The organism is Brevundimonas sp. M20, assembly GCF_006547065.1.
Taxonomy (GTDB): Bacteria; Pseudomonadota; Alphaproteobacteria; order Caulobacterales; family Caulobacteraceae; genus Brevundimonas.
In genome coordinates, this window is the sequence record NZ_CP041243.1 from 424,183 (window position 1) to 443,518 (window position 19,336).

16 protein-coding genes are annotated in these 19,336 nt (G+C 65.8%); 8 read left to right on the top strand and 8 right to left on the bottom strand.

What is annotated here, in order from left to right; all coding sequences use genetic code 11:
• Positions 1-33: 33 nt before the first annotated feature.
• Both FKQ52_RS02120 and FKQ52_RS02125 read right to left on the bottom strand, forming a co-directional pair.
• The gene (locus FKQ52_RS02120) at positions 34-1,188 is read right to left on the bottom strand and encodes a DNA cytosine methyltransferase (protein ID WP_141625655.1); all 1,155 of its coding nucleotides are present in this window, start codon (positions 1,186-1,188) and stop codon (positions 34-36) included.
• Between the two features lie 41 nt (positions 1,189-1,229).
• Positions 1,230-2,156 (bottom strand): SDR family NAD(P)-dependent oxidoreductase, encoded by a 927-nt coding sequence (locus tag FKQ52_RS02125; RefSeq protein WP_168196765.1) that lies wholly within the window; start codon positions 2,154-2,156, stop codon positions 1,230-1,232.
• Positions 2,157-2,329: 173 nt separating this feature from the next.
• On the opposite strand from FKQ52_RS02125, the gene FKQ52_RS02130 reads away from it, so the two are divergent.
• From FKQ52_RS02130 to FKQ52_RS02150, 5 genes are all read left to right on the top strand, one after another.
• Complete coding sequence (locus FKQ52_RS02130) at positions 2,330-3,352, top strand: hypothetical protein (RefSeq protein ID WP_141625657.1); 1,023 nt, start codon at positions 2,330-2,332, stop codon at positions 3,350-3,352.
• Positions 3,353-3,428: 76 nt separating this feature from the next.
• Entirely contained in the window at positions 3,429-3,959 is a 531-nt protein-coding gene (locus FKQ52_RS02135) for a nuclear transport factor 2 family protein (protein ID WP_141625658.1), read from the top strand.
• 9 nt (positions 3,960-3,968) lie between these two features.
• A complete protein-coding gene (locus FKQ52_RS02140) occupies positions 3,969-4,727 on the top strand; it encodes an SDR family oxidoreductase (RefSeq protein WP_141625659.1) in 759 nt (252 codons plus the stop codon).
• A 35-nt stretch (positions 4,728-4,762) separates the two neighbouring features.
• Positions 4,763-5,584, top strand: a complete 822-nt coding sequence (locus tag FKQ52_RS02145) for a DUF1295 domain-containing protein (protein WP_141625660.1) — start codon at positions 4,763-4,765, stop codon at positions 5,582-5,584.
• Positions 5,585-5,607: 23 nt separating this feature from the next.
• Positions 5,608-7,086: an AMP-binding protein gene (locus FKQ52_RS02150; RefSeq protein ID WP_240811713.1), complete on the top strand. Its 1,479-nt coding sequence runs from the start codon at positions 5,608-5,610 to the stop codon at positions 7,084-7,086.
• A gap of 60 nt (positions 7,087-7,146) precedes the next feature.
• Here FKQ52_RS02150 and FKQ52_RS02155 read toward each other — a convergent pair whose 3' ends face one another.
• From FKQ52_RS02155 to FKQ52_RS02175, 5 genes are all read right to left on the bottom strand, one after another.
• Positions 7,147-7,521 (bottom strand): nuclear transport factor 2 family protein, encoded by a 375-nt coding sequence (locus FKQ52_RS02155; protein WP_141625661.1) that lies wholly within the window; start codon positions 7,519-7,521, stop codon positions 7,147-7,149.
• Positions 7,518-7,919: a nuclear transport factor 2 family protein gene (locus tag FKQ52_RS02160; protein ID WP_141625662.1), complete on the bottom strand. Its 402-nt coding sequence runs from the start codon at positions 7,917-7,919 to the stop codon at positions 7,518-7,520. Before FKQ52_RS02160 ends, FKQ52_RS02155 begins: the two co-directional genes overlap by 4 nt.
• Before the next feature lie 117 nt (positions 7,920-8,036).
• Entirely contained in the window at positions 8,037-8,978 is a 942-nt protein-coding gene (locus FKQ52_RS02165; protein WP_141625663.1) for a helix-turn-helix domain-containing protein, read from the bottom strand.
• Between the two features lie 31 nt (positions 8,979-9,009).
• Positions 9,010-10,638, bottom strand: a complete 1,629-nt coding sequence (locus FKQ52_RS02170; RefSeq protein WP_141625664.1) for an AMP-binding protein — start codon at positions 10,636-10,638, stop codon at positions 9,010-9,012.
• Positions 10,638-11,999, bottom strand: a complete 1,362-nt coding sequence (locus FKQ52_RS02175; RefSeq protein ID WP_141625665.1) for an MFS transporter — start codon at positions 11,997-11,999, stop codon at positions 10,638-10,640. Before FKQ52_RS02175 ends, FKQ52_RS02170 begins: the two co-directional genes overlap by 1 nt.
• Positions 12,000-12,373: 374 nt before the next feature.
• On the opposite strand from FKQ52_RS02175, the gene FKQ52_RS02180 reads away from it, so the two are divergent.
• Positions 12,374-14,707 (top strand): TonB-dependent receptor, encoded by a 2,334-nt coding sequence (locus FKQ52_RS02180; protein ID WP_141625666.1) that lies wholly within the window; start codon positions 12,374-12,376, stop codon positions 14,705-14,707.
• 242 nt (positions 14,708-14,949) lie between these two features.
• On the opposite strand, the gene FKQ52_RS02185 is transcribed toward FKQ52_RS02180, so the two are convergent.
• Complete coding sequence (locus tag FKQ52_RS02185) at positions 14,950-16,137, bottom strand: acyl-CoA dehydrogenase family protein (protein ID WP_141625667.1); 1,188 nt, start codon at positions 16,135-16,137, stop codon at positions 14,950-14,952.
• A gap of 134 nt (positions 16,138-16,271) precedes the next feature.
• Here FKQ52_RS02185 and FKQ52_RS02190 point away from each other — a divergent pair, with 134 nt between their 5' ends.
• Together FKQ52_RS02190 and FKQ52_RS02195 are read left to right on the top strand one after the other, a co-directional pair.
• Positions 16,272-17,786 (top strand): carotenoid oxygenase family protein, encoded by a 1,515-nt coding sequence (locus FKQ52_RS02190; RefSeq protein WP_141625668.1) that lies wholly within the window; start codon positions 16,272-16,274, stop codon positions 17,784-17,786.
• A 12-nt stretch (positions 17,787-17,798) separates the two neighbouring features.
• On the top strand, positions 17,799-19,016 hold the full coding sequence (locus FKQ52_RS02195) for an acetyl-CoA acetyltransferase (protein WP_141625669.1): 1,218 nt from the start codon (positions 17,799-17,801) through the stop codon (positions 19,014-19,016).
• Positions 19,017-19,336: the final 320 nt, after the last annotated feature.

Genomic DNA, 19,336 nt, shown 5'->3' on the forward strand with positions numbered 1-19,336 from the left:
CTCCAGACCGGCGGTTTTTCAAGCGCCGCCCGCTCAGGCGGCTCTCGCCGTCGCTTCGCCCGCACGGGCCAACGGTTCGAACAGCCAGCGGGCCAGATGGCGCACGACCGGCGCCGCGACCCCGTCTCCGGTCAGCTTGCAAGCCGCGCTGTAAGACCCCGGCAGACGGTAGCTGTCGGACAGGCCCATCAACCGCGCCGTCTCGCGCGCCGTCATCAGTCGCGACCGGATGCGGCCATGCTCGATCACCAACAGCGTCTGGCGGCTCGAACCGCCGCCCGGCGTCCGCAGGCAGCCGGCCATGTCGAACCGCACCTCGGCCCGCTGGACCTTGCGCCCGTCGGCGTCCTTCCGGGTTCGCCGGTAAAGGGCGCCGACCTGCCGGCTACCGGAGGACCGGGCCGCCTCCACCTTGGCCCGATTGACCGGCGACATCAGCTCCAGCAGCCGCGCCGTCTGCACCTGATTGTGCCACTCCAGATGGGCGCCCTCGGCCTCCGTCACTTCGGCCAGACGGGCGGGCGGCGCTTCCGGTTCCGGCAACCGCCACCACAGGGCGCGTTCCCGCAGGTCCTGCGGCAGCCGCTCGACCGCCCGGGTCAGATTGGCGGGATGGAACGACCCCTCAGGTCCGCTCGCCAGCAAGGCCGGGTCGACGGACACATCGCCCCGGACCCCGATCACGAACAGCCGGGGTCGCGACTGCGGCACGAACCGGTCCGCGTTGATCACCAGCGCCCCGAAGGCATAGCCCGCCTCATCCCAGGTCCGGCACAGGATTTCGAAGTCACGCCCCTCCCGCGATGTCAGGGCCCCGCAGACATTCTCGATGGCGACGATCTTCGGGCCCCGCCCCTCGCGGACCAGTCCGTTGGCCAGTCCCCAGAAGGCGTGGAAAGTCCCCGAGCGGGCGCCGCCCAGCCCCGCTCCATGTCCCGCCAGCGACAGGTCCTGGCAGGGGAAGGAGCCCCACATCAGGTCCGCCTGTCCCGGCAGATCGGCGGAGCTCAGGGCGCCGATGTCGCCGACCACCAGGTCCTCGCCGCCCCAGTTGGCGCGGTAGAAGGCGGCCTTTTGCGGGTCGATGTCATTGGCGAAGGCGCAGGTCCAGCCGTCGCCGAGCCCCGCCCGCAGCATGCCGCCGCCAGCGAAGAACTCATACGCCTGAAAAGGTGCCGATTCGACCATTGCCTCCGAGCATGGAGCCTCGGCGGCGCCCGGTCCATGGGTCAGCCGACCAGGGCCTGCCGGTCCCGCTCCAGGAAGGCCACCACCTCGGCGATCTGCGTCCGCGGGTTGCGGGTGTGCGGATAGGCATGGGCCGTCCGAGGCTTCCGGTCGAACCAGATTTCGTCCACCACCTCGGCTGGCCGGGTCGCCGCCAGCCAGTCGATGGTGTCGGCCCCCTCGTCGTCATTGCGCAGGATGGGCGCCAGCACTTTGCGGAACTTGGGCAGGGAGGTCTTCACCCCCGCCGTATCCGCCCAGCCGGGGTGTACGGCATAGGTCTTCGCCCCGATGTCGGCGAAGGTCGCCCGCCAGTGCTCAGCCAGCGCCAGTTGCGCCCGCTTGTGCGCCGCATAGGCGGCGAAGCCGTTGAACTTTTCCTCGGGGATATTCAGCATCGATTTGGTCAGGGGCAGATTATAGAGCCCGCCCGAGACGACGTTGATCACCGCCGCCCCCCGCGCCAGCCGACCCTCGGCATACAGCTGCTCGGTCAGGATGTAGTGGCCCAGCAGATTGGTCGCGTAGGAGGTCTCCAGCCCCTCCGCCGTCGCTTCGTAGGACCGCATCAGCAGCCCGACATTGTTGACCAGCACATCGAACGTCTGGCTCACGATCTCGGGCCGGCGGGTCAGGTCCGACACGGCCTTCATTGAGGACAGGTCGCAGACCACCGGGACGATCTGGCCGGGCAGGCCAGAGGCGGCGGTTTGCAGGGCTTCCAGCGCGGCGACGTTGCGGCCGACGGCATGGACGGTCGCTCCCTTCTTTACGCCGCGAAGCGCCGCGGCGCGGCCCAGCCCGCCTGTCGCACCGGTGACCAGCCAGGTCTGACCGGAATAGTCAGCCCGCACGGGACGGAAAGGCAGTCCACGCGCGACGTAGCCGACACGCGTGAACGAAGGTGCGAAGCGGGCGTAGAAATTCATAGATTTCATAAGGGCTTGCAGAAACGGCGGTTCAGCCATCGGTCATCCTCCCCAGCGCGTCCATTGTCGCTTTCGTAAACATACTAAATGAGTGAGGCGTGTTGGCAACCGGCTTGCGTTTATGGACTAATGGCGTAACGGTTCGATATCGAAAGTCACAGGTGCCGCTTTTCATGACCAGACCGATCCGCGTGATCCAGTGGGCGACCGGCTCGATGGGCAAGACCTGTCTGAGGGCGGTCATCGACGATCCGCGCTTCGAACTGGTCGGGCTGTTCGTCTATGGGGCGGCCAAGTCGGGCAAGGATGCCGGTGAGATCGCGCGACGCGATCCGACCGGCGTGATCGCCACCCGGTCCATCGACGATGTTCTGGCGCTGGAGGCGGATGTGGTCCTGCACTGCCCGATGTTGTCAGACCCCTACGATGGTCATGACGCCGACGTTCGCCGCCTGCTGGAGGCGGGCAAGAACGTCATCTCGATCAACAACTACTTCGAGCCCGGGGCGCTCGGCGCGGACTATGCGGCCCGCCTCGAGAGCAGCGCCTTGAAAGGAGGCGTGACGCTCGCTGGAACGGGAGTCAATCCGGGATGGGTGGCCGAGAGAATGGCGGCCAATGCGGTGTCGCTATGCCTGTCGCATCGGAACGTCGCGACCCGGGAAATCATTGATTGCACAACGGTTCCGAACCCCGACTATGTGTTCGAGGCCCTCGGCTTCGGTGCGGACCCGGCGTCCATTGATCTTGTGGACGGCGCTCTGGCGCGGACCTTCGACAGCATGTTCGCCCAGAGCGTGGAAGGTCTGGCGCAGCGGATCGGGCTAAGCCTGGACGGCTATGAATCAGACCATCAGCTGCGGCTCGCGGCACGGGATCTGACCGTGGCCGCCGGGACTATTCCGGAAGGCACGGTCGCGGCGACCACCTGGCGTGTGCACGGCCTCGTAGACGGGGGCCGTCGCATCACCCATGAGGTCAACTGGATCATGGACCCGACCGATCCGGCCTTCGCCGGGAAACCTCACTGGCAGATCGACGTGGATGGCCTTCCGGGCCTGACCATTGCAATGGATCTGGTGGATACGGCCCCCGAGGGTGTCCGCACCAAACCGGAGCAGTTCGCGGTCGCCGCCATGGTGCTGGACGCCATTCCACGCGTTGTTTCGGCGCCCCCGGGACTGCTGCGACTGTGACCGGAGCGGGTTGCCCGCTAACAAAAGTCATGTCACTTTCAATCAAAGACTAAAATAGCGACTTGAGGAAACGACCATGGCCGAACGCGATCCCGAGGTGCAGGCGCTTCTGGACAAGAAGGCGATCGAGGAAACGCTGCTGTTGTTCCTGCGCGGGTGTGATCGCGGGGATGAAGCGTTGGTGGAGCGGGCCTACTGGCCCGACGGCTGGGAGGATCACGGCGGCACCTTCAACGGTCCGGCCAGCGAGTGGGTGGCTGTGGTCAAGGAGCGTCTGCCCAAGGCCGGGCTGATGAACCACCTCGCCATGAACATGGTCATCGAGCTGAAGAGCGCCACCACGGCGACCGCGGAATGCTACATCCTCACGGCGTCCCGCCTGAAGGTGAAGGGCGAACTGTTTGACACCCGCACCTTGGCCCGCTGTGTCGATCAGATGGAAAAGCGGGGGAGCGAGTGGCGGATCCTGCGCCGCACCATGTGCTGGGAGTGGAACGAGGAACACGAAATCTCGGAAACCTGGGCGCGGGGCGCGATCACCAACGATCCGAGCCAGTTGCGCCGCGGAGCCAAGAAGCCCGACGACATCATCTACACCGCCGCCTGAGGTTCGATCATGGAAGTTCAGGGCTGTGTCGCCATCGTCACCGGCGCCAATCGCGGGATCGGCGAGGCTTTCGTCCGGGTGCTGATGCAGGAGGGGGCGGCCAGGGTCTATGCGGGCGCCCGCGACCCGGCGTCGGCCAAACACCTTGAGGAAGAGTTCCCCGGCAGGGTTCAGGCCGTGGCGCTAGACGTCTCGAAGCCGGACCAGATCACGGCGGCGGCGGCCGGCTGTCCGGACGTGTCGGTCGTGGTCAACAATGCGGGTGCCTTCCACAACGCGCTGCTGATCGGCGCGGACGACATGTCGGCGGCGCGCAACGAAATGGAGGTCAACTATTTCGGCCCCCTCGCGATGGCCCGCGCCTTCGCTCCGATCCTGAAAGCCAACGGCGGCGGGGCGATTCTGAACGTCCTTTCGGTGGGCGGCATCCTCGCCGTGCCGAACATGGGCGGCTACAGCCCGTCGAAATTCGCCATGCGCGCGGCGGGAACCTGTATCCGCGCTGAGCTGGCCGGGCAGGGTACGACCGTCACCTCATTGATCGTCGGATCGGTCGATACCCGCATGGCCTCGCACGTAAGGGGCGCCAAGGAGGCGCCGGAAGACATCGCCCGTGTCGCCATGCGCGGTATCACGCGCGGGACCGACGAAATCGATACCGACCGCTTCGCCGTCGAGATGCGCGCCGCCAAGGCCCGCGATCCGAAGGGGCTGGAGCGGCAGATGGCCAAGGCCGTCCACGTCAAGGAACCGACGACCGGCCGCTAGGCGCCGGCGCACAAAGAAAAAGGGGAGGGAGCCCAATGCCGCCGATTCAGGAGATCATCACGATCCTGGGAATTAACCTCGGGGTCTGTATCGCGTCCTTCGTTATCCTCTGGGCCATCGGCTGCGTTCTGAAGGACGTCACGTTCGTCGACGCCTGGTGGGCGCTGGGGCTGGCCTTCATGGCCGTGACGACCTTCCTGCAGGCGGATGGCTCGCCTGCCCGGATGCAGTTGCTGCTGGTGCTCGCCGGCGTCTGGGGGCTGCGCCTCGGTCTGTACATCCTTTGGCGCTGGCGCTCACATGGGCCGGACAGGCGCTATGTGAAGATGCTGACCCGCGCGCAGGAGACCAAGGGCTGGAGCTTCCCGGTCGCGTCCTGGCGTCTGGTCTTCATGTTCCAGGCTCCGATCCTTTGGGCCGTCAGCCTCCCGGTCCAGCTGGGTCAGCTTTCGACCACCCCGGCCGCAATCGGAACGCTCGGCTGGATCGGCGCCGCGTTGGTGATCTTCGGCATCCTGTTCGAGAGCACCGCCGACTTCCAGCTGGTGCGCTTCAAGGCGAACAAGGCCAACGAGGGCAAGGTGCTGTCCAGCGGCCTCTGGAAATATACGCGTCACCCGAACTACTTCGGCGACCTGTGCGTCTGGTTCGGCCTTTGGCTGGTGGCGGCCGAGACGGGGCTGCTGGGCATCGTCTCCATCGCCGGCCCGCTGCTGCTCCTGCTGATGTTCGTGAAGTACAGCGGAGGGCCGTCCTACGAGAAACGCCTGACCTATCAGCGTCCCGGCTATGCGGAATACATCGCCCGCACCAGTTCGCTGATCCCGTGGCCGCCAAAGAAGGCGGGGGCCGCGTGAAGCGGCCCGCCACCCCCCGCGTCATGTCCACCCCCGGGATCGGCGAGATGACGCCGCGGGGGATGGGGGCCTTGCTGGACATCCACGCCGCGCGCGATCCGGACGCTCCGGCCCTGTCGTTCGAGGAAACGACCCTGACCCGCGCGGCGCTCGCTTCGCGGGTCAACCGTCGAGCACGGACCCTGGAACGACTGGGCGTGCAGGCGGGAGACTTCGTCGCCATCGCCTTGCCGAACACCCCGGCCTTCCTGGAACTGGCGTTCGCGATCTGGGCCCTCGGAGCGACCCCGGCGCCCCTGTCGCACAAGCTGCCGGCCGCTGAACTGGCGGGTATCCTTGATCTGCTGAAGCCTCGACTGGTGGTCATCAATGATGCGGCGAAGGCGGGCGAATGGCCCGCTCATGCGGAGGCCGACACCTTCGACCCCGACGCCGACAGCAGCCCGCTGCCGGAGAAGATCGCGCCTCACCTGAAAGCTATCGCCTCGGGCGGCAGCACCGGGCGGCCCAAGGTCATCGTCGATATGTCGCCGGGGGTCGCAGACCCGGACAAGCCCCTGCTGGGCATGTTGCCGGATGACGACGTCCTGATGAATCCGGGGCCGCTGTATCACGCCGCCCCCTTCGGCATGACCTGCTTCGCGCTCGGTTGGGGCCTGCACGTGGTGCTGATGCCCCGCTTCGACGCCGAGGAAGCCCTTCGTCTGATCGAGCGGCACAAGGTCCGCTGGTTGTTTCAGGTGCCGACCATGATGCACCGCATCTGGGCCCTGCCGGATGAGGTGAAGGCGAAGTACGACATCAGCTCGCTGGACGCGGTCATGCACATCGCGGCCCCTTGTCCGCCCTGGCTCAAGCAGGCCTGGATCGACTGGGTGGGGGCCGAGACGGTCTGGGAGCTCTACACCGGTACGGAGGCCATGGGCGGCACCGGCATCAACGGTGTCCAGTGGTTGAGCAAGCCCGGCTCGGTCGGCCGCATCCTGCCCGGCTACGAAATGCAGGTCCTGCGCCCGGACGGCTCGCCCTGTGACATCGACGAGGTCGGGGAGATCTTCTTCCGCCCATTGCGGGGGCAGGGCGCCACCTACCGCTACCTCGGCGCCGAGCCGAAAGCGGTTGGCGGCTTCGAGACCCTCGGTGACATGGGACGGGTGGACGCGGATGGCTATCTGTTCCTCGCCGACCGTCGTGTGGACATGATCCTGTCGGGGGGCGCGAACGTCTATCCGGCCGAGGTCGAGGCGGCGATCGACGCCTTCCCGGGGGTTCAGTGCAGCGTGGTCATCGGCCTGCCCGATGACGATCTGGGCCAGCGCGTCCACGCCATTGTTGAGACCGTGGACGGAGCGCTGGATCAGGCGGCGCTCGCTGAATTCCTCGCCGACCGCATCGCCCGCTACAAACAGCCCCGCACGTTCGAGGTCACCGCCGACCGCCTGCGTGATGATGCGGGCAAGGTCCGGCGCAGTCAGCTTAGAGCCGAGCGGCTGGAGCGCTGATACGGGCATGAAAAGAGGCGCACGGTCGCCCGTGCGCCTCTCGCTTTCGTCCCGTCCGGATCAACCCATCGCGGCCGGGTCCTTCATCTGGAAATAGTCGCGCCAGGCGACGATCTTGCCAGCGTCATTGAATTCGATGATGCCCATATAGGGGTGGGACACCTTCACCCCCTCGGCGTTGACGTAGTCCTCGCGGCCTTCTGTCAGCACCTTTTTGCCGTTCTGGGCCCAGTTATCGAGCACCCACTCGGTCTCTGAGTGATTGGCCCAATAGCGGCTGATGAACCTGTCGACCCAGTCGATTCCGATCAGGGGCCGCGTGCCGACGTGGTAGTGGTACTCTATGGCCGGGTCGAAGGCATCTAGGAACGCCGCCTTGTCGCGGCGTCCCGAGACTTCCATCAATGCCCGCAGGCGGTCGATCGGCGCGGTCACGCCGTAGCCTTGGTGGCGTCCGGCTTCGCCGGGGCGTGAACCTGCGAGGTGTCGTAATAGTCCCGCATCCGGCGGATCAGGCCGTCGCGCACCTCGAACACCTGCACGAAAGGATTGTCCATCTTCACGCCCGTGGCGCGATCAATGAGAACCTCCATGCCTTCCACGAACAGCACCTCGCCGTTCTCGGCCGAATGGGTCACGCGCCATTCCTGCTGGTCAAAGCCCTGCTCATAATTGGACAGGAATTTGCGCATCTTCTCCTTGCCCACGGCAGCCCGTTTGGTGGGGTGCCAGTGGTACTCGATGTCGTCGGACAGGGTGGCGATGAAGCTCTCGACATCGCGCTTTTTCCACGCGGCCATCATGGCCTCGACCACCTTCATATTCTCGCCCATGGCGTCACTCCCGTTCTTGTCGTTGAGCCAACGCTAGGACGGTAAGTTTGTTTATGCAAGCGACCTGACTTGCGCTTTCAAACCGAAACTTTCACGTCCCGGTGAACGCATTGGGGATCAGGCGATGGTGTGGCCCTTGCCCGGCTTCAGCAGAACCTCGGACATCTTCAGCCGTCCCTTGCAGACGCTGCAATCCACCTCGCTGGCCAGCGCCGCGCCGCAATTGTGTCGGATGCGGACGGGGGCTCCCGCCTTGTCCTTGAGCCAGGTCTCGGCCCAATTCAACATCGTCAGGGCGTGGGGATAGAGGTCCAGCCCCTTCTTGGTCATCCAGTACTCGTACCGGGGCGGGGTGATCTCGTAGAGCCGCCGTTCGAAGATGCCGGCGGTCTCCAGCGTGCGCAGGCGGTCAGTCAGGATGTTGGATGCGATACCCAGCATGTTCTGCATTTCATCGAACCTGTGGATGCCGAAATACTGGACGCTGACGACCAGACCGGTCCACCGATCGCCCAGCAGGTCGACCAGCTCAAGGGCCGCCGTGCCGTCGGTGGGCTGACGTTTGCGGTGCATGCGCTGGACGGGGAGCTTTTCCATCCCCTGGCCGGGGCCGGGCACGAAGCTGCAGCTATGCAGGGTCATGGGCTCGCCGCAGTCAGAGCATCGCACCTCAGGCAGCATCGCCTTGCCGCAGACCGTATGCACGAAGACGGTCGGGGCGCGGCGGCCTGCGACGCCCCAGCGCACGCCCCAGCCCCACATCAGGATCATGCTGTCGAACAGGTCGAGCCCGCGCGGCGTCAGATGATAGGCCATACGTGCGCCCTCATCCTTGTGCGGGCGCTTCTCGAGAATGCCGTGCCGTTCCAGCGCCTGCAGGCGGCTGGACAGGGTGCTGCGCGCACCGCCCAGCCGTTCGTGAAACTCCTCGAACCGGGTGGCGCCGAGGAAAGCTTCCTGAACGATCAGCAGGCTCCAGCGGTCACCGAGCGCATTGAGCGCCCGGTTCAGGGAACTTTTCGGAACCAGCCGGGTCTTCGGCGCGCCTTGGGAAGCCATGGCTTGTCTTAGCGGTCTGGCCGAGCGGGTTTCAAGCGGTCGAGAGCTTCTGTCGGCGAACGGACAGACCGGCGGTTTCCCGATCAAACGTCTCCGCGGTGATCCCGTCCGCCCGCAGCCCCGTCTTCTGGATCTTGTTGGTCGGGGTTTTCGGCAGTTCCGCCTCGACCCGCACATAGCGCGGCACCATGAAGTGGGTCATGCGCGGGATCAGGTATTCGATCAGTTCCTTCGGATCGATGGTCGCGCCGGGAACCGGGGCGACCGCCACCATCACCTCCTGCTCGCCGCCGGGCAGATCGACACCATAGGCCGCCGCCTCGCGCACCGCCGGATGACCGCAGACCTCAATCTCGATCTCCAGCGAGGACATGTTCTCGCCGCGCCTTCGGATCGCATCCTTCTTGCGGTCGATGAAGAAGAAGCAGCCCTCCTCGTCGCGCCGCATCAGGTCGCCGGTGTGGAACCAGCCATTGCGCCAGGCCTCGGCCGTCGCTTCCGGATCGCCCAGGTAGCCGTGGCTCAGGGTCCAGGGATTGTCGGCCCGAATGACCAGTTCGCCGGGTTCTCCGTGCGGCACCTCGTTGTCAAAGGCGTCAACGATCCGGCATTCCATGCCTTCGCGCGCCCGACCGCACGAGCGCATCACCGGCTCGTTCACCGCGCAGATCAGAGGGCCTGACACCTCGGTCATGTTGAAGCCCGAGATGTAGTCGAAGCCGAACCGGTCAGCGAGCGCGACCGTGTCCTCGGTGATCGGCGCCAGGGTCACCATCCGCAGTGGATTGTCCCGGTCGTCCGGCTTCGGCGGTTCCTTCATCAGGAAGGCGGTCAGGGCGCCGATCAGGCCGCTGCACACGGTTGATTCCGTCTCACGGATCACGTCCCAGAAGCGTCGTGTGTCGAACGCCTCGAACAGGGCGACCGAACCGCCGCAGGCGACCGCCGCGGTGATCGCCGCGATGCCGCCGACATGGAACATCGGCAGGTTGACCAGCATCCGGTCGTCGCCGTGCATGTAGCCGTAGGTGACCTTGCCGGTCGTCCACTCCTGCACATAGGAGGTCAGCACCGCCTTCGACGGGCCGGTCGTGCCGGAGGTGAAGATGACCACGGGCACGTCCCATGGATCCGACTCGACCCGGACATAGGCCGAGGCATCGCCGGTGAGGGCAGAGGCAGGTTCGACCGCGACGTCCAGATTGATCGGGCCGTGTGGTTCGCCGGTCAGGATCAGGCGCTGGACCGATCCCAGCGAAAGGCCTTCCAGTCGTTCGACCAGATCAGGGTGCACGATCAGGATCGTCGCCCCGGTCTTGCGAATCGCGTGCTCCAGCAGCTTGCCGCGGAAGCTGGTGTTGATCGGCGCCAAGGCTGCGCCGGCGAAGTTCGCGCCGAACCACGAGCGAACGAGCGCCGCCGAGTTCGGCGCCCAGGCGGCGACGATGTCGCCCTTTCTCACGCCACGTGACTGCAAGGCGACGGCTGTCTCCAGCGCCCGTTGCCGGGTCTGGCTCCAGCTCCATGTCTCGCCGGTCTCATATCGGATGAAGACCTTGTCCGGCGTCGCGGCGGCGTATCGATCCAGCAGGCGCGGGATCACGCACTCATCCGCCGTCGGCGGCTTCGGATCGAACCAGGGAAGCTGCAGTCCGCCCATCAGTTCTCTCCCTGCCACTCGCGCGCCTCTTCCACGCTGGCGCGGAAGTGGGGCAGCGTCTTGATCAGGATGAGCGAGGCGACGGTGATGCAGATACCGCTGACGATGGACAGCGACAGGCCGATCTTCTGCGAACCGCCCAGCAGAGTGTCGCTGATCGCCGCCACGATGGTCGGGCCGCCGGCCAGCGAGATCAGGTTGCCGATCAGGAAGTAGATAGCGGTGACCTGCGCCCGGAACTGGTTGGGCGACACCGACTGCAGCGAGGTCGCGGGCAGGCTGTTCATCACCCCGGCGAAGAAACTGAATACGGCCAGCGAGGCGACGGTCAGGGGCGCGGTCGGCATCAGGGGCGTGGCGATGGCGAAGGGGATGCTGCACACCAAACCGATGATGGCGGCGAACAGCGGGGCGTCCTTGCGGCCGCGCGAGGACAGGAAGTCGCTCAGCCAGCCGCCGACCAGCACGCCCGGCGTCGCGGCCAGCAGCAGGACCGCGCCATAGGTGAAGCCGACCTGCGAGGCCGTCCAGCCATGGGTGCGGATCAGAACCGCCGGAATCCAGGCGAGGTAGGAAATGCCCGCGATTCCGAAGATCGAGAAGCCGATGATCATGGCGTAGAAGGTCTTCTTGCGCGCCCACAGGAAGCGCATCACGCCGGAGTGGGCGTCGGCCTTCACCAGTCCCTGACGAGGCGGCTCGCGGACGATCAGGAACAGGGCGGCGATCAGCAGGCCGGGCAGGCCGACCAGAACAAAGGTCTGTTGCCAGGGAGCCAGTTCACCGACGAGCGGCAGGGTCAGGGAACCGTGGTGGGCGATGACGTCGATCACCCCGCCGCCGATCATCAGGGCCAGACCGGCGCCGATATACGGCCCCATGGAATAGACCGCCAGAGCGCGGGCCCGCATGCGGGGCGGGAAGTAGTCCGAGATCATGGAGTAGGCGGCGGGCGACAGGGCCGCCTCGCCGATGCCGACGCCGATCCGCGCCGCGAAAAGGGCCCAGAAACTGTTGGCCAGACCGCAGCACACGGTCATTACGCTCCACACCACAATGCCGATCATGATGATCAGGCGGCGGCTGCCCCGATCGGCCAGCCGCGCCAACGGCACGCCCAGAAGGGTGTAGAACAGCGAGAACGCCAGGCCTGCCAGCAGGCTGAATTCAGTGTCGCTGATGTTCAGGTCCGCGCGGATCGGCTCGACCAGAAGGCTGAGGATCTGCCGATCTATAAAGCTCGAGGTGTAGGCCACCATCAGCGCAGCGACCGCGAACCATCCCCATCCGGGATGGGGCCAGATCCGGGCCTTTTGAGCGAAGGCCGTGGCGGGCGTTTCAGGGGACGTCGTACTGGTCATCGGCGAGGTCCGGTCAAGCAATCAATCTAAAGGTGAAAGTGACTAGGCGCAGCCTGATCGCCGGCGCGGGACGGGATATCGCGCCTCGTCACGGCCCGCGAAAGCGGTCCGGTCTGATCGCCATGACGTAAGGCCGATGTCTCCATGGGCTCGCCTCAACTCCCTGTTCTCGCGCCGGTTTTCCGGTCTGCGTGGCCTTACGCACTGACTTGTCGCCGGCTCCCGGGAGCTATGGCGAAGCGAGCGTCGCGACCGTCACACACTCAAGCATGGAAGTTGGTCTGATTACAAAAGCTATTTGACAGTCTGAATACGCAAGTTACACCTAGCACTGAAGCACCTCGGCTAAACGAGGGCTCATGGGAGGATAGGGCGTGACCATTCGAGGTTCGATCAGCGTATCCGCATTGCTTCTGGCGGCTTCTCTCGGCGCGACGCCGGTGTGGGCCCAGACGGCACCGCAAACACCGCCGCAAGACAACGCGACCCAGCTGGACGAGGTGATCGTCACCGCGACCAAGCGGGAAGAGCGGCTCATTGACGTCCCGGTCGCCGTGACGGCCATCGGGTCGGAACAGCTCCAGAATTCGGGCGTGTCCGACATTCGTGAGCTGACGGGCCTGGCGCCCAGCGTCCAGTTCCAGACCCCGGGTGGCGGCGCCGACTCGTCGATCCGCATCCGTGGCATCGGCACCACCTCCACCAACCCAGGGCTCGAGTCCTCGGTCGGCGTGGTGATCGACGGCGTGACCCGCGCCCGCACCGGCGTGGCCCTGTCCGAGCTGGGTGATCTTCAACGTATCGAAGTCCTGCGCGGCCCGCAGGGCACCCTGTTCGGCCGTAACACCTCGTCGGGTCTGATCAACGTCGTCACCCGTGACCCGAGTTTCGCCGGCGTCGAGGGACGGCTGGAAGGCACCTACGGCAACTACTCGGACATGCGTCTGGCCGGGGCCATCAACATTCCGCTGTCGGACAACGCCGCCTTCCGTCTGGAAGCCAGTTCCGAGACCCGCGACGGCTTCTACCAGGACGCCAACAGCGCCGAGACCCTGGACAATCTGGATCGCCAGTTCGTCCGCGCCAAACTGCGTTGGGAGCCGAGCGACACACTGACGTGGCGCTTCAGCGCCGACTACACCAACCGTGATGAGAACTGCTGCGTGGCCGTTCTCGCCATCGCCGGCCCGACCTATGGTCTGGTCAACACCTTGGCGGGCGCGCGTGGCGACGTGGGCTACACCAGCACCGACCCGTTCGACCGCGAGGCCTCCAAGTCCAGCGGTCGCCAGAACCAGGAAGACATCGTCGACTGGGGCGTTTCGGCCCAGGCCGACTGGGAGCTTGGTTTCGGCACCCTGACCTCGATCACGGCGTATCGCAGCTGGGAAGCCTATCGCTCGCAGGACTTTGATCACTCGGGCGCTGACCTGGGCTTCTTCGCCCCGGACGGCCTGCACCAGAGTTTTGACGTCTTCACCCAGGAAGTCCGCCTGCAAGGCACGGCGGGCATGGTCGACTGGCTGGTCGGCGCCTACTACTCGGACGAGGACGTGATGAACGACTCCGCGTACCGGATGGGCGCGGACTACCCGCTGATCTACGGCGGCGCCGCAACCTTCCAGGCGACGACCCTGGCGGCCTTTACCCCGGGCGACGGCGCCCGTGGCATCGGCAACCAGAACGGCCGCGACATGTCGGTCTTCACCCACAACATCTTCAACATCACCGACCAGCTGAGCATCACGGCGGGTCTGCGCTACACCAACAACAAGAAGTCGATCGATTTCAGGGGCGAGAACTTCAACCCGGCGTGCGACAGCGCCGTGGCGACGGGGGATGCGCCGGGGATCACCCGCTTCTGCGCCCCGTTCTGGGATACCCGCTTCAACACGGCCGGAGACTCGGACTCGCGAACCGAGGATGCCGTCACCGGCACCTTCAACGTGTCGTATGAGTTCCTGCCGACCCTGACGAGCTACCTCTCGTACTCGCGCGGATACAAGTCGGGCGGCTACAACTTCGACCGGGCCGGCTTCACCACTCCGGCCACGCCGAACGCCGCTGATCTGGCCTTCTCGGACGAGACGGTGGACGCCTATGAGTTCGGTCTGAAGGGCGAGTTCTTCGACCGCACCCTGACGGCCAATCTCGCGATCTTCCATCAGAAGTTCTCGGGCTTCCAGCTGATCGAGTACACGGGCGTCAACTTCGTGGTTCGCAGCCTCGAGGAAGCGATCTCGGAGGGCGCGGAGCTGGAGATCACCTGGCGTCCGATGCCGGGCCTGACCCTGACCAACGGCCTCAGCTACACCGACGCCTACTATCCGACGAGCGCCGGCAACTCGGCCTACTCGGGTCGGGAGATGGAGCAGTCGCCGGACTGGGTGAACGTCACCTCGGTCACCTATGAGTTCCCGATCGGCGAGCAGCTGACCGGCGTGGCCTATATCGACAACCGTTACAGCTCCGAGTTCTACACCGGCGGCTTCGATCCGAACCGGATCCAGCCCTCGTTCTCGGTCGCCAACGCCCGCCTCTCCCTGCGGGGACCGGACGAGACCTGGGCGGTCGACATCTGGGCGCGGAACCTGTTCGACAAGGACTACTATCGCCGCGTGATCCCGGCCACGTTCCAGGCCGGATCCTACTCGGCCTTCCTCGGCGACCCCCGTACCTACGGGATCACCCTGCGGCGCACCTTCTGACGGACGCTGCGTTTTCCTGAACCTTGGGGCCCCGGCGCGATCCTGACGCCGGGGCCTTCTTCTTGTCTGTTGCAAAGAAGCCCTCCCAATCGACGGGGGAGGGCTGGTTGGGGGTGAGTTCAGGCTGTTTGAGGCGGTGCGGGGGAGGTGGTGTCAGCGCCTTGTGCGCCACGCTTTCAAGACCTGGCGCCCACCCCCATCCCCGGCCCTTCCCCGTCGAGGGGGAAGGGAGAGGGTTTTGGCTAGAACCCCATCTGCTTCGCCGCCAGGTCGCGCAGGATCTCCTCGGAGCCGCCGCCGATGACGAAGATGCGGGCCTCGCGGTAGATGCGCTCGACGCGGTTGTCGCCGGTGTAGGCGCGGCCGCCGAGGACCTGCAGGCTTTCGCGGGCGCAGTGCTCCAGCGTGGTGGTGGCCTGCACCTTCAGCAGGGCCAGATCGGCGACCGGGGTCTCGCCGCGCTGGAAGCGCCAGACGAGAATGTCGAGGAAGGCGTAGGCGGCCTTGAGGCGCTGGATCATCTCCACGATCTTGTGGCGCATCGACTGGTGGTCGATCAGCCGCTTGCCGAAGGTCTGGCGCTCGCGGGCGAACGAGATCGCCTCCGCGATGCAGGTTCGGGCCATGGCGAGGGTGGCGGAAATGCCGCTGAAGCGCTCGATGTTGAACTGGCCGGCGAGGCCCGCGAAGCCGCGGTTCTCGACCCCGATCAGGTTGCTGACGGGAACCTCGACATTGTCGAACTTCAGCCAGCCGTTGTTGCGATTGTACCATTCAAGGCCGGGCACCGGGCCGCGGGTCAGGCCTGCCCGATCGGTCTCGATCAGCAGCATGGACAGACCGCCCATGCCGGGGCCGCCGGTGCGCACGGCGGTGAGCAGGAAGTCGGCCTTCATGGCGCCCGAGATCAGGGTCTTGCCGCCGTTGACGACGAAGACGTCGCCCTTGCGCTCGGCGGTGGTGGTGAAGGCCGAGACATCGGAGCCGCCGCCCGGTTCGGTGACGGCAAAGGCGATCTTCTTCCGGCCCGCCAGCACCGGCTTGGCGACGCGCTCCAGCATCTCCGGCGTGCCGCCCGAGATGATCGGGGGCAGGGCGATCCACGGGGTGGCGAGGTCGGCGAAGACCACGCCGGAGCCGAGTCGGAAGAACTCCTCGGCGAAGATGATGCGATCCCACAGGTCGATGTCCTCGCCCGTACCGCCGAGGTCTTCGCGGAAGCCCATGCCGAGAATCCCGGCCTTGGCCGCCTCGACATAGAGGCTGTCGGGGAAGTCGGAGGCGGCGTCCCAGTCCTTCAGGTTCGGGGCGATGTGGGTGTCCACGAAGGTCCGAAGCTGGGTCCGCCAGCCGTCATGCCGCGCCGTGAGGAAGGGGCTGGGCGGGCGCAGGCCGTCGAAGTCGAGCGCCGTAGCGGTGTGGTCTGCCATCGATAATCCTCCCGTTTCGCGCCGTGTTCGGCGTCGCTTTCGATTTGATACTAAAAGCCCTCGCCAAGGACGACAAGAATGGTATTCTAACGAAAGCCACTATTTCCGGGCCTCTGGTCCGCAAGGAGTTTTCGATGGGTTTCGAACCGACCGGCGCCGCGCGTGATGTCCAGCTGGGCAAGGTCTCGCAGGAGCCGTTCAAGGTCACGCTGAAGCCGAACGAGCATCCCTACATGACCGGCGCCTGGACGCCGCAGCATGAGGAGTTCACGGCCGAGGACATGCCGGTGATCGGGACCATCCCGACCGACATCGACGGCGTCTATGTGCGCAACACCGAGAACCCGGTGCATGAGCCGATCGGCCGTTATCACCCGTTCGACGGTGACGGCATGATCCACACGATCAGCTTCCGGGACGGCAAGGCCGCCTATCGCAACCGTTTCGTCCGCACCAAGGGCTTCCTGGCGGAGCAGGCGGCGGGGCATGCGATCTGGGCCGGACTGGCCGAGCATCCGTCGTTGTCGCAACAGCCGGGCTGGGGCGCGCACGGCGGGCTGAAGGATTCGTCCTCGACGGATGTGATCGTCCACGCGGGGGCCATCCTGTCGACCTTCTACCAGTGCGGTGAGGGCTATCGCCTCGACCCCTACACCATGGAGCAGCTGGAGAGCGCCGATTGGGTCCCACCGGAAGGGATTTCGGCCCACCCGAAGGTCGATGAGAAGACCGGCGACCTGCTGTTCTTCAACTACTCCAAGGCCGCGCCGCACATGCATTATGGTGTGGTCGGGCCGGACAACAGGCTGAAGCATTTCACGCCGATCCCGCTGCCGGGCGCGCGCCTGCCGCACGACATGGCGTTCACGACCAATTATTCGATCCTGAATGACTTCCCGCTGTTCTGGGAAGAAGACCTGCTGCCCAAAGGCATCCATGCGGCGCGCTTCCATCCGGAGATGAAGTCGCGGTTCGGGATCATTCCGCGCTACGGCAAGGCCGAGGATGTGCGCTGGTTCGAGGCCGATGCGACCTACGTCCTGCACTTCCTCAATGCATGGGAGGAGGGCGACGAGATCGTCATGGACGGCTACTTCCAGGACAACCCGGTGCCCCAGACCAGCCCGGACGCTTGGCCGGGGCATGAGCGGATCATGACCTTCCTCGACCAGAACATGCTCCAGCCCAAGCTGCACCGCTGGCGCTTCAACCTGAAGACCGGCGAGACGACCGAGCAGCGGCTGGATGATCGGGTGCTGGAGTTCGGCATCATCAACAACCAGTACGGCGGGGTGAAGTACCGCTACGCCTACAGCGCCGTGTCCAAGCCCGGCTGGTTCCTGTTCACAGGTCTGGTCAAGCACGACATGGATACGGGCGAGAGCTGGGCCGTCGACTTCGGCCCGGAACGCTACGGCTCCGAGCCCGGGTTCGCCCCGCGCATCGGCGCGACGAGCGAGGATGACGGCTATCTGATCACCTATGTCACAGACATGATCGAGAACCGGTCGGAATGCGTGATCTATGATGCGCAGAAGCCCGGCGACGGGCCGGTGGCGCGGATCATCCTGCCGGGCCGTCTGTCCAGCGGCACCCACGCCACCTGGGCGCAGGGCGAAACCATCCGCGCCTCGCAGGCGGCGGCGTAAGGGACAGGACAAATGACCTACATCCTCGGCGGCTGGCAGTCGGACTTCGCGCGCAACTACGCCCGTGAGGGGCTGGAGATCGGCGACGGCTTCGCGGAGGCCGTTCACGGCGCGCTGGATCAGACGGGGCTGGAACCGGAAGACATCGACGTAGGCCACGTCGGCAACTTCGTCGGCGACCTGTTCACCGGTCAGGGGATGTTGGGCGGTTTCTTCGCCATGGCGGACGACCGGTTCACCGGCATGCCCGCCTCGCGCCATGAGGCGGCCTGCGCCTCGGGCAGTCTGGCGATCATGGCGGCGACGGCGGACATCGAGTCCGGCCGCTACGGGACCTCGCTGGTGCTGGGTCTGGAGATGATGCGCAACGTCCCCGGCGTGACGGCCGCCGAGCATCTGGGCGCCGCCGCATGGGCCGGGCACGAATATCTGGACGCCACCTATCCCTGGCCGCGCGCCTTCTCGGACCTGACCGAGGAGTACGACCGCCGCTACGGCATCAGTGAGCAGCATCTGCGCCGGATCGCGCAGATCAATTTCGCCAACGCCAAGCGCAATCCGAACGCCCAGACCCGGAACTACCAGTTCACCGAGGCCAGCTTCTCGAACGACGACGAGGCCAATCCGGTGATCGAGGGGCGGGTGCGCAAGACCGACTGCGGGCAGGTGACGGACGGGGCATCGGCCATCGTTCTGGCCTCGCCGGAGCGGGCGGCCGAGTATGCGCGCAAGCGGGGGATTCCGCTGGAAAGCCTGCCGCGCATCAAGGGCTGGGGCCATCGCTGCGCGCCCCTCGACTATGGCCGGAAAATCCGGGCCAGCGAGGGGCAGGCCTATGTCTTCCCGCAGGTGAAGCGGGCCATCGACGATGCCCGCGCGCGCGCCGGTGTGACGCTGGAGCAGATCCACGCTGTCGAGACCCACGACTGCTTCTCGATGACTGAATACATGGCCATCGACCATCTGGGCCTGACGGCGCCGGGCGAGAGCTGGAAGGCGATCGAGGCGGGCGACATCGAGATGGGCGGCAAGCTGCCGATCAATCCGTCGGGCGGCCTGATCGGCTGTGGTCATCCGGTGGGCGCGACGGGCGTGCGGATGGCGCTGGACGCGTTCAAGCAGACGACGGGCACGGCGGGCGAGATGCAGGTCGAGGGCGCGCGCAACGTCCAGACCCTGAATATCGGCGGCTCGACCACGACGACGGTGAGCCTCGTCATCGGGGTGTGAGTCCGGCGGGCGGATAGACGTCGGAGACGGTGGAGACGCGTGAAATACACCGTCTATGCCGTCTATCCCGTCTATGTCGTCTACGCGGTCTGCCGATCCCAAACCCTGTAGTGGCGGGCATTTGAACGATTCAGGGCGTTGGACGGTCCGTAATATCATCCGGGTGATAGTCTATCACTTGAGGGGGCGGCCCGGGGACCGGTTCAAATGCAGTCTGGCACGCGCCTGCGTCAAAAATGGTCGTGTGCGATCAGCTCCCGGCTTTCGTCATCCTCCGGCAAGCCGCGCAGCGGCGCAGACCGGGGAGCCTAGCGGCGCGC

Coding starts and splice junctions, on each gene's coding strand:
- FKQ52_RS02120 (WP_141625655.1), bottom strand. CDS start 1,188: ATGGTCGAATCGGCACCTTTTCAGGCGTATGAGTTCTTCGCTGGCGGC.
- FKQ52_RS02195 (WP_141625669.1), top strand. CDS start 17,799: ATGACCTACATCCTCGGCGGCTGGCAGTCGGACTTCGCGCGCAACTAC.
- FKQ52_RS02135 (WP_141625658.1), top strand. CDS start 3,429: ATGGCCGAACGCGATCCCGAGGTGCAGGCGCTTCTGGACAAGAAGGCG.
- FKQ52_RS02130 (WP_141625657.1), top strand. CDS start 2,330: ATGACCAGACCGATCCGCGTGATCCAGTGGGCGACCGGCTCGATGGGC.
- FKQ52_RS02165 (WP_141625663.1), bottom strand. CDS start 8,978: ATGGCTTCCCAAGGCGCGCCGAAGACCCGGCTGGTTCCGAAAAGTTCC.
- FKQ52_RS02170 (WP_141625664.1), bottom strand. CDS start 10,638: ATGGGCGGACTGCAGCTTCCCTGGTTCGATCCGAAGCCGCCGACGGCG.
- FKQ52_RS02175 (WP_141625665.1), bottom strand. CDS start 11,999: ATGACCAGTACGACGTCCCCTGAAACGCCCGCCACGGCCTTCGCTCAA.
- FKQ52_RS02140 (WP_141625659.1), top strand. CDS start 3,969: ATGGAAGTTCAGGGCTGTGTCGCCATCGTCACCGGCGCCAATCGCGGG.
- FKQ52_RS02160 (WP_141625662.1), bottom strand. CDS start 7,919: ATGGGCGAGAATATGAAGGTGGTCGAGGCCATGATGGCCGCGTGGAAA.
- FKQ52_RS02150 (WP_240811713.1), top strand. CDS start 5,608: ATGTCCACCCCCGGGATCGGCGAGATGACGCCGCGGGGGATGGGGGCC.
- FKQ52_RS02185 (WP_141625667.1), bottom strand. CDS start 16,137: ATGGCAGACCACACCGCTACGGCGCTCGACTTCGACGGCCTGCGCCCG.
- FKQ52_RS02145 (WP_141625660.1), top strand. CDS start 4,763: ATGCCGCCGATTCAGGAGATCATCACGATCCTGGGAATTAACCTCGGG.
- FKQ52_RS02125 (WP_168196765.1), bottom strand. CDS start 2,156: ATGAATTTCTACGCCCGCTTCGCACCTTCGTTCACGCGTGTCGGCTAC.
- FKQ52_RS02190 (WP_141625668.1), top strand. CDS start 16,272: ATGGGTTTCGAACCGACCGGCGCCGCGCGTGATGTCCAGCTGGGCAAG.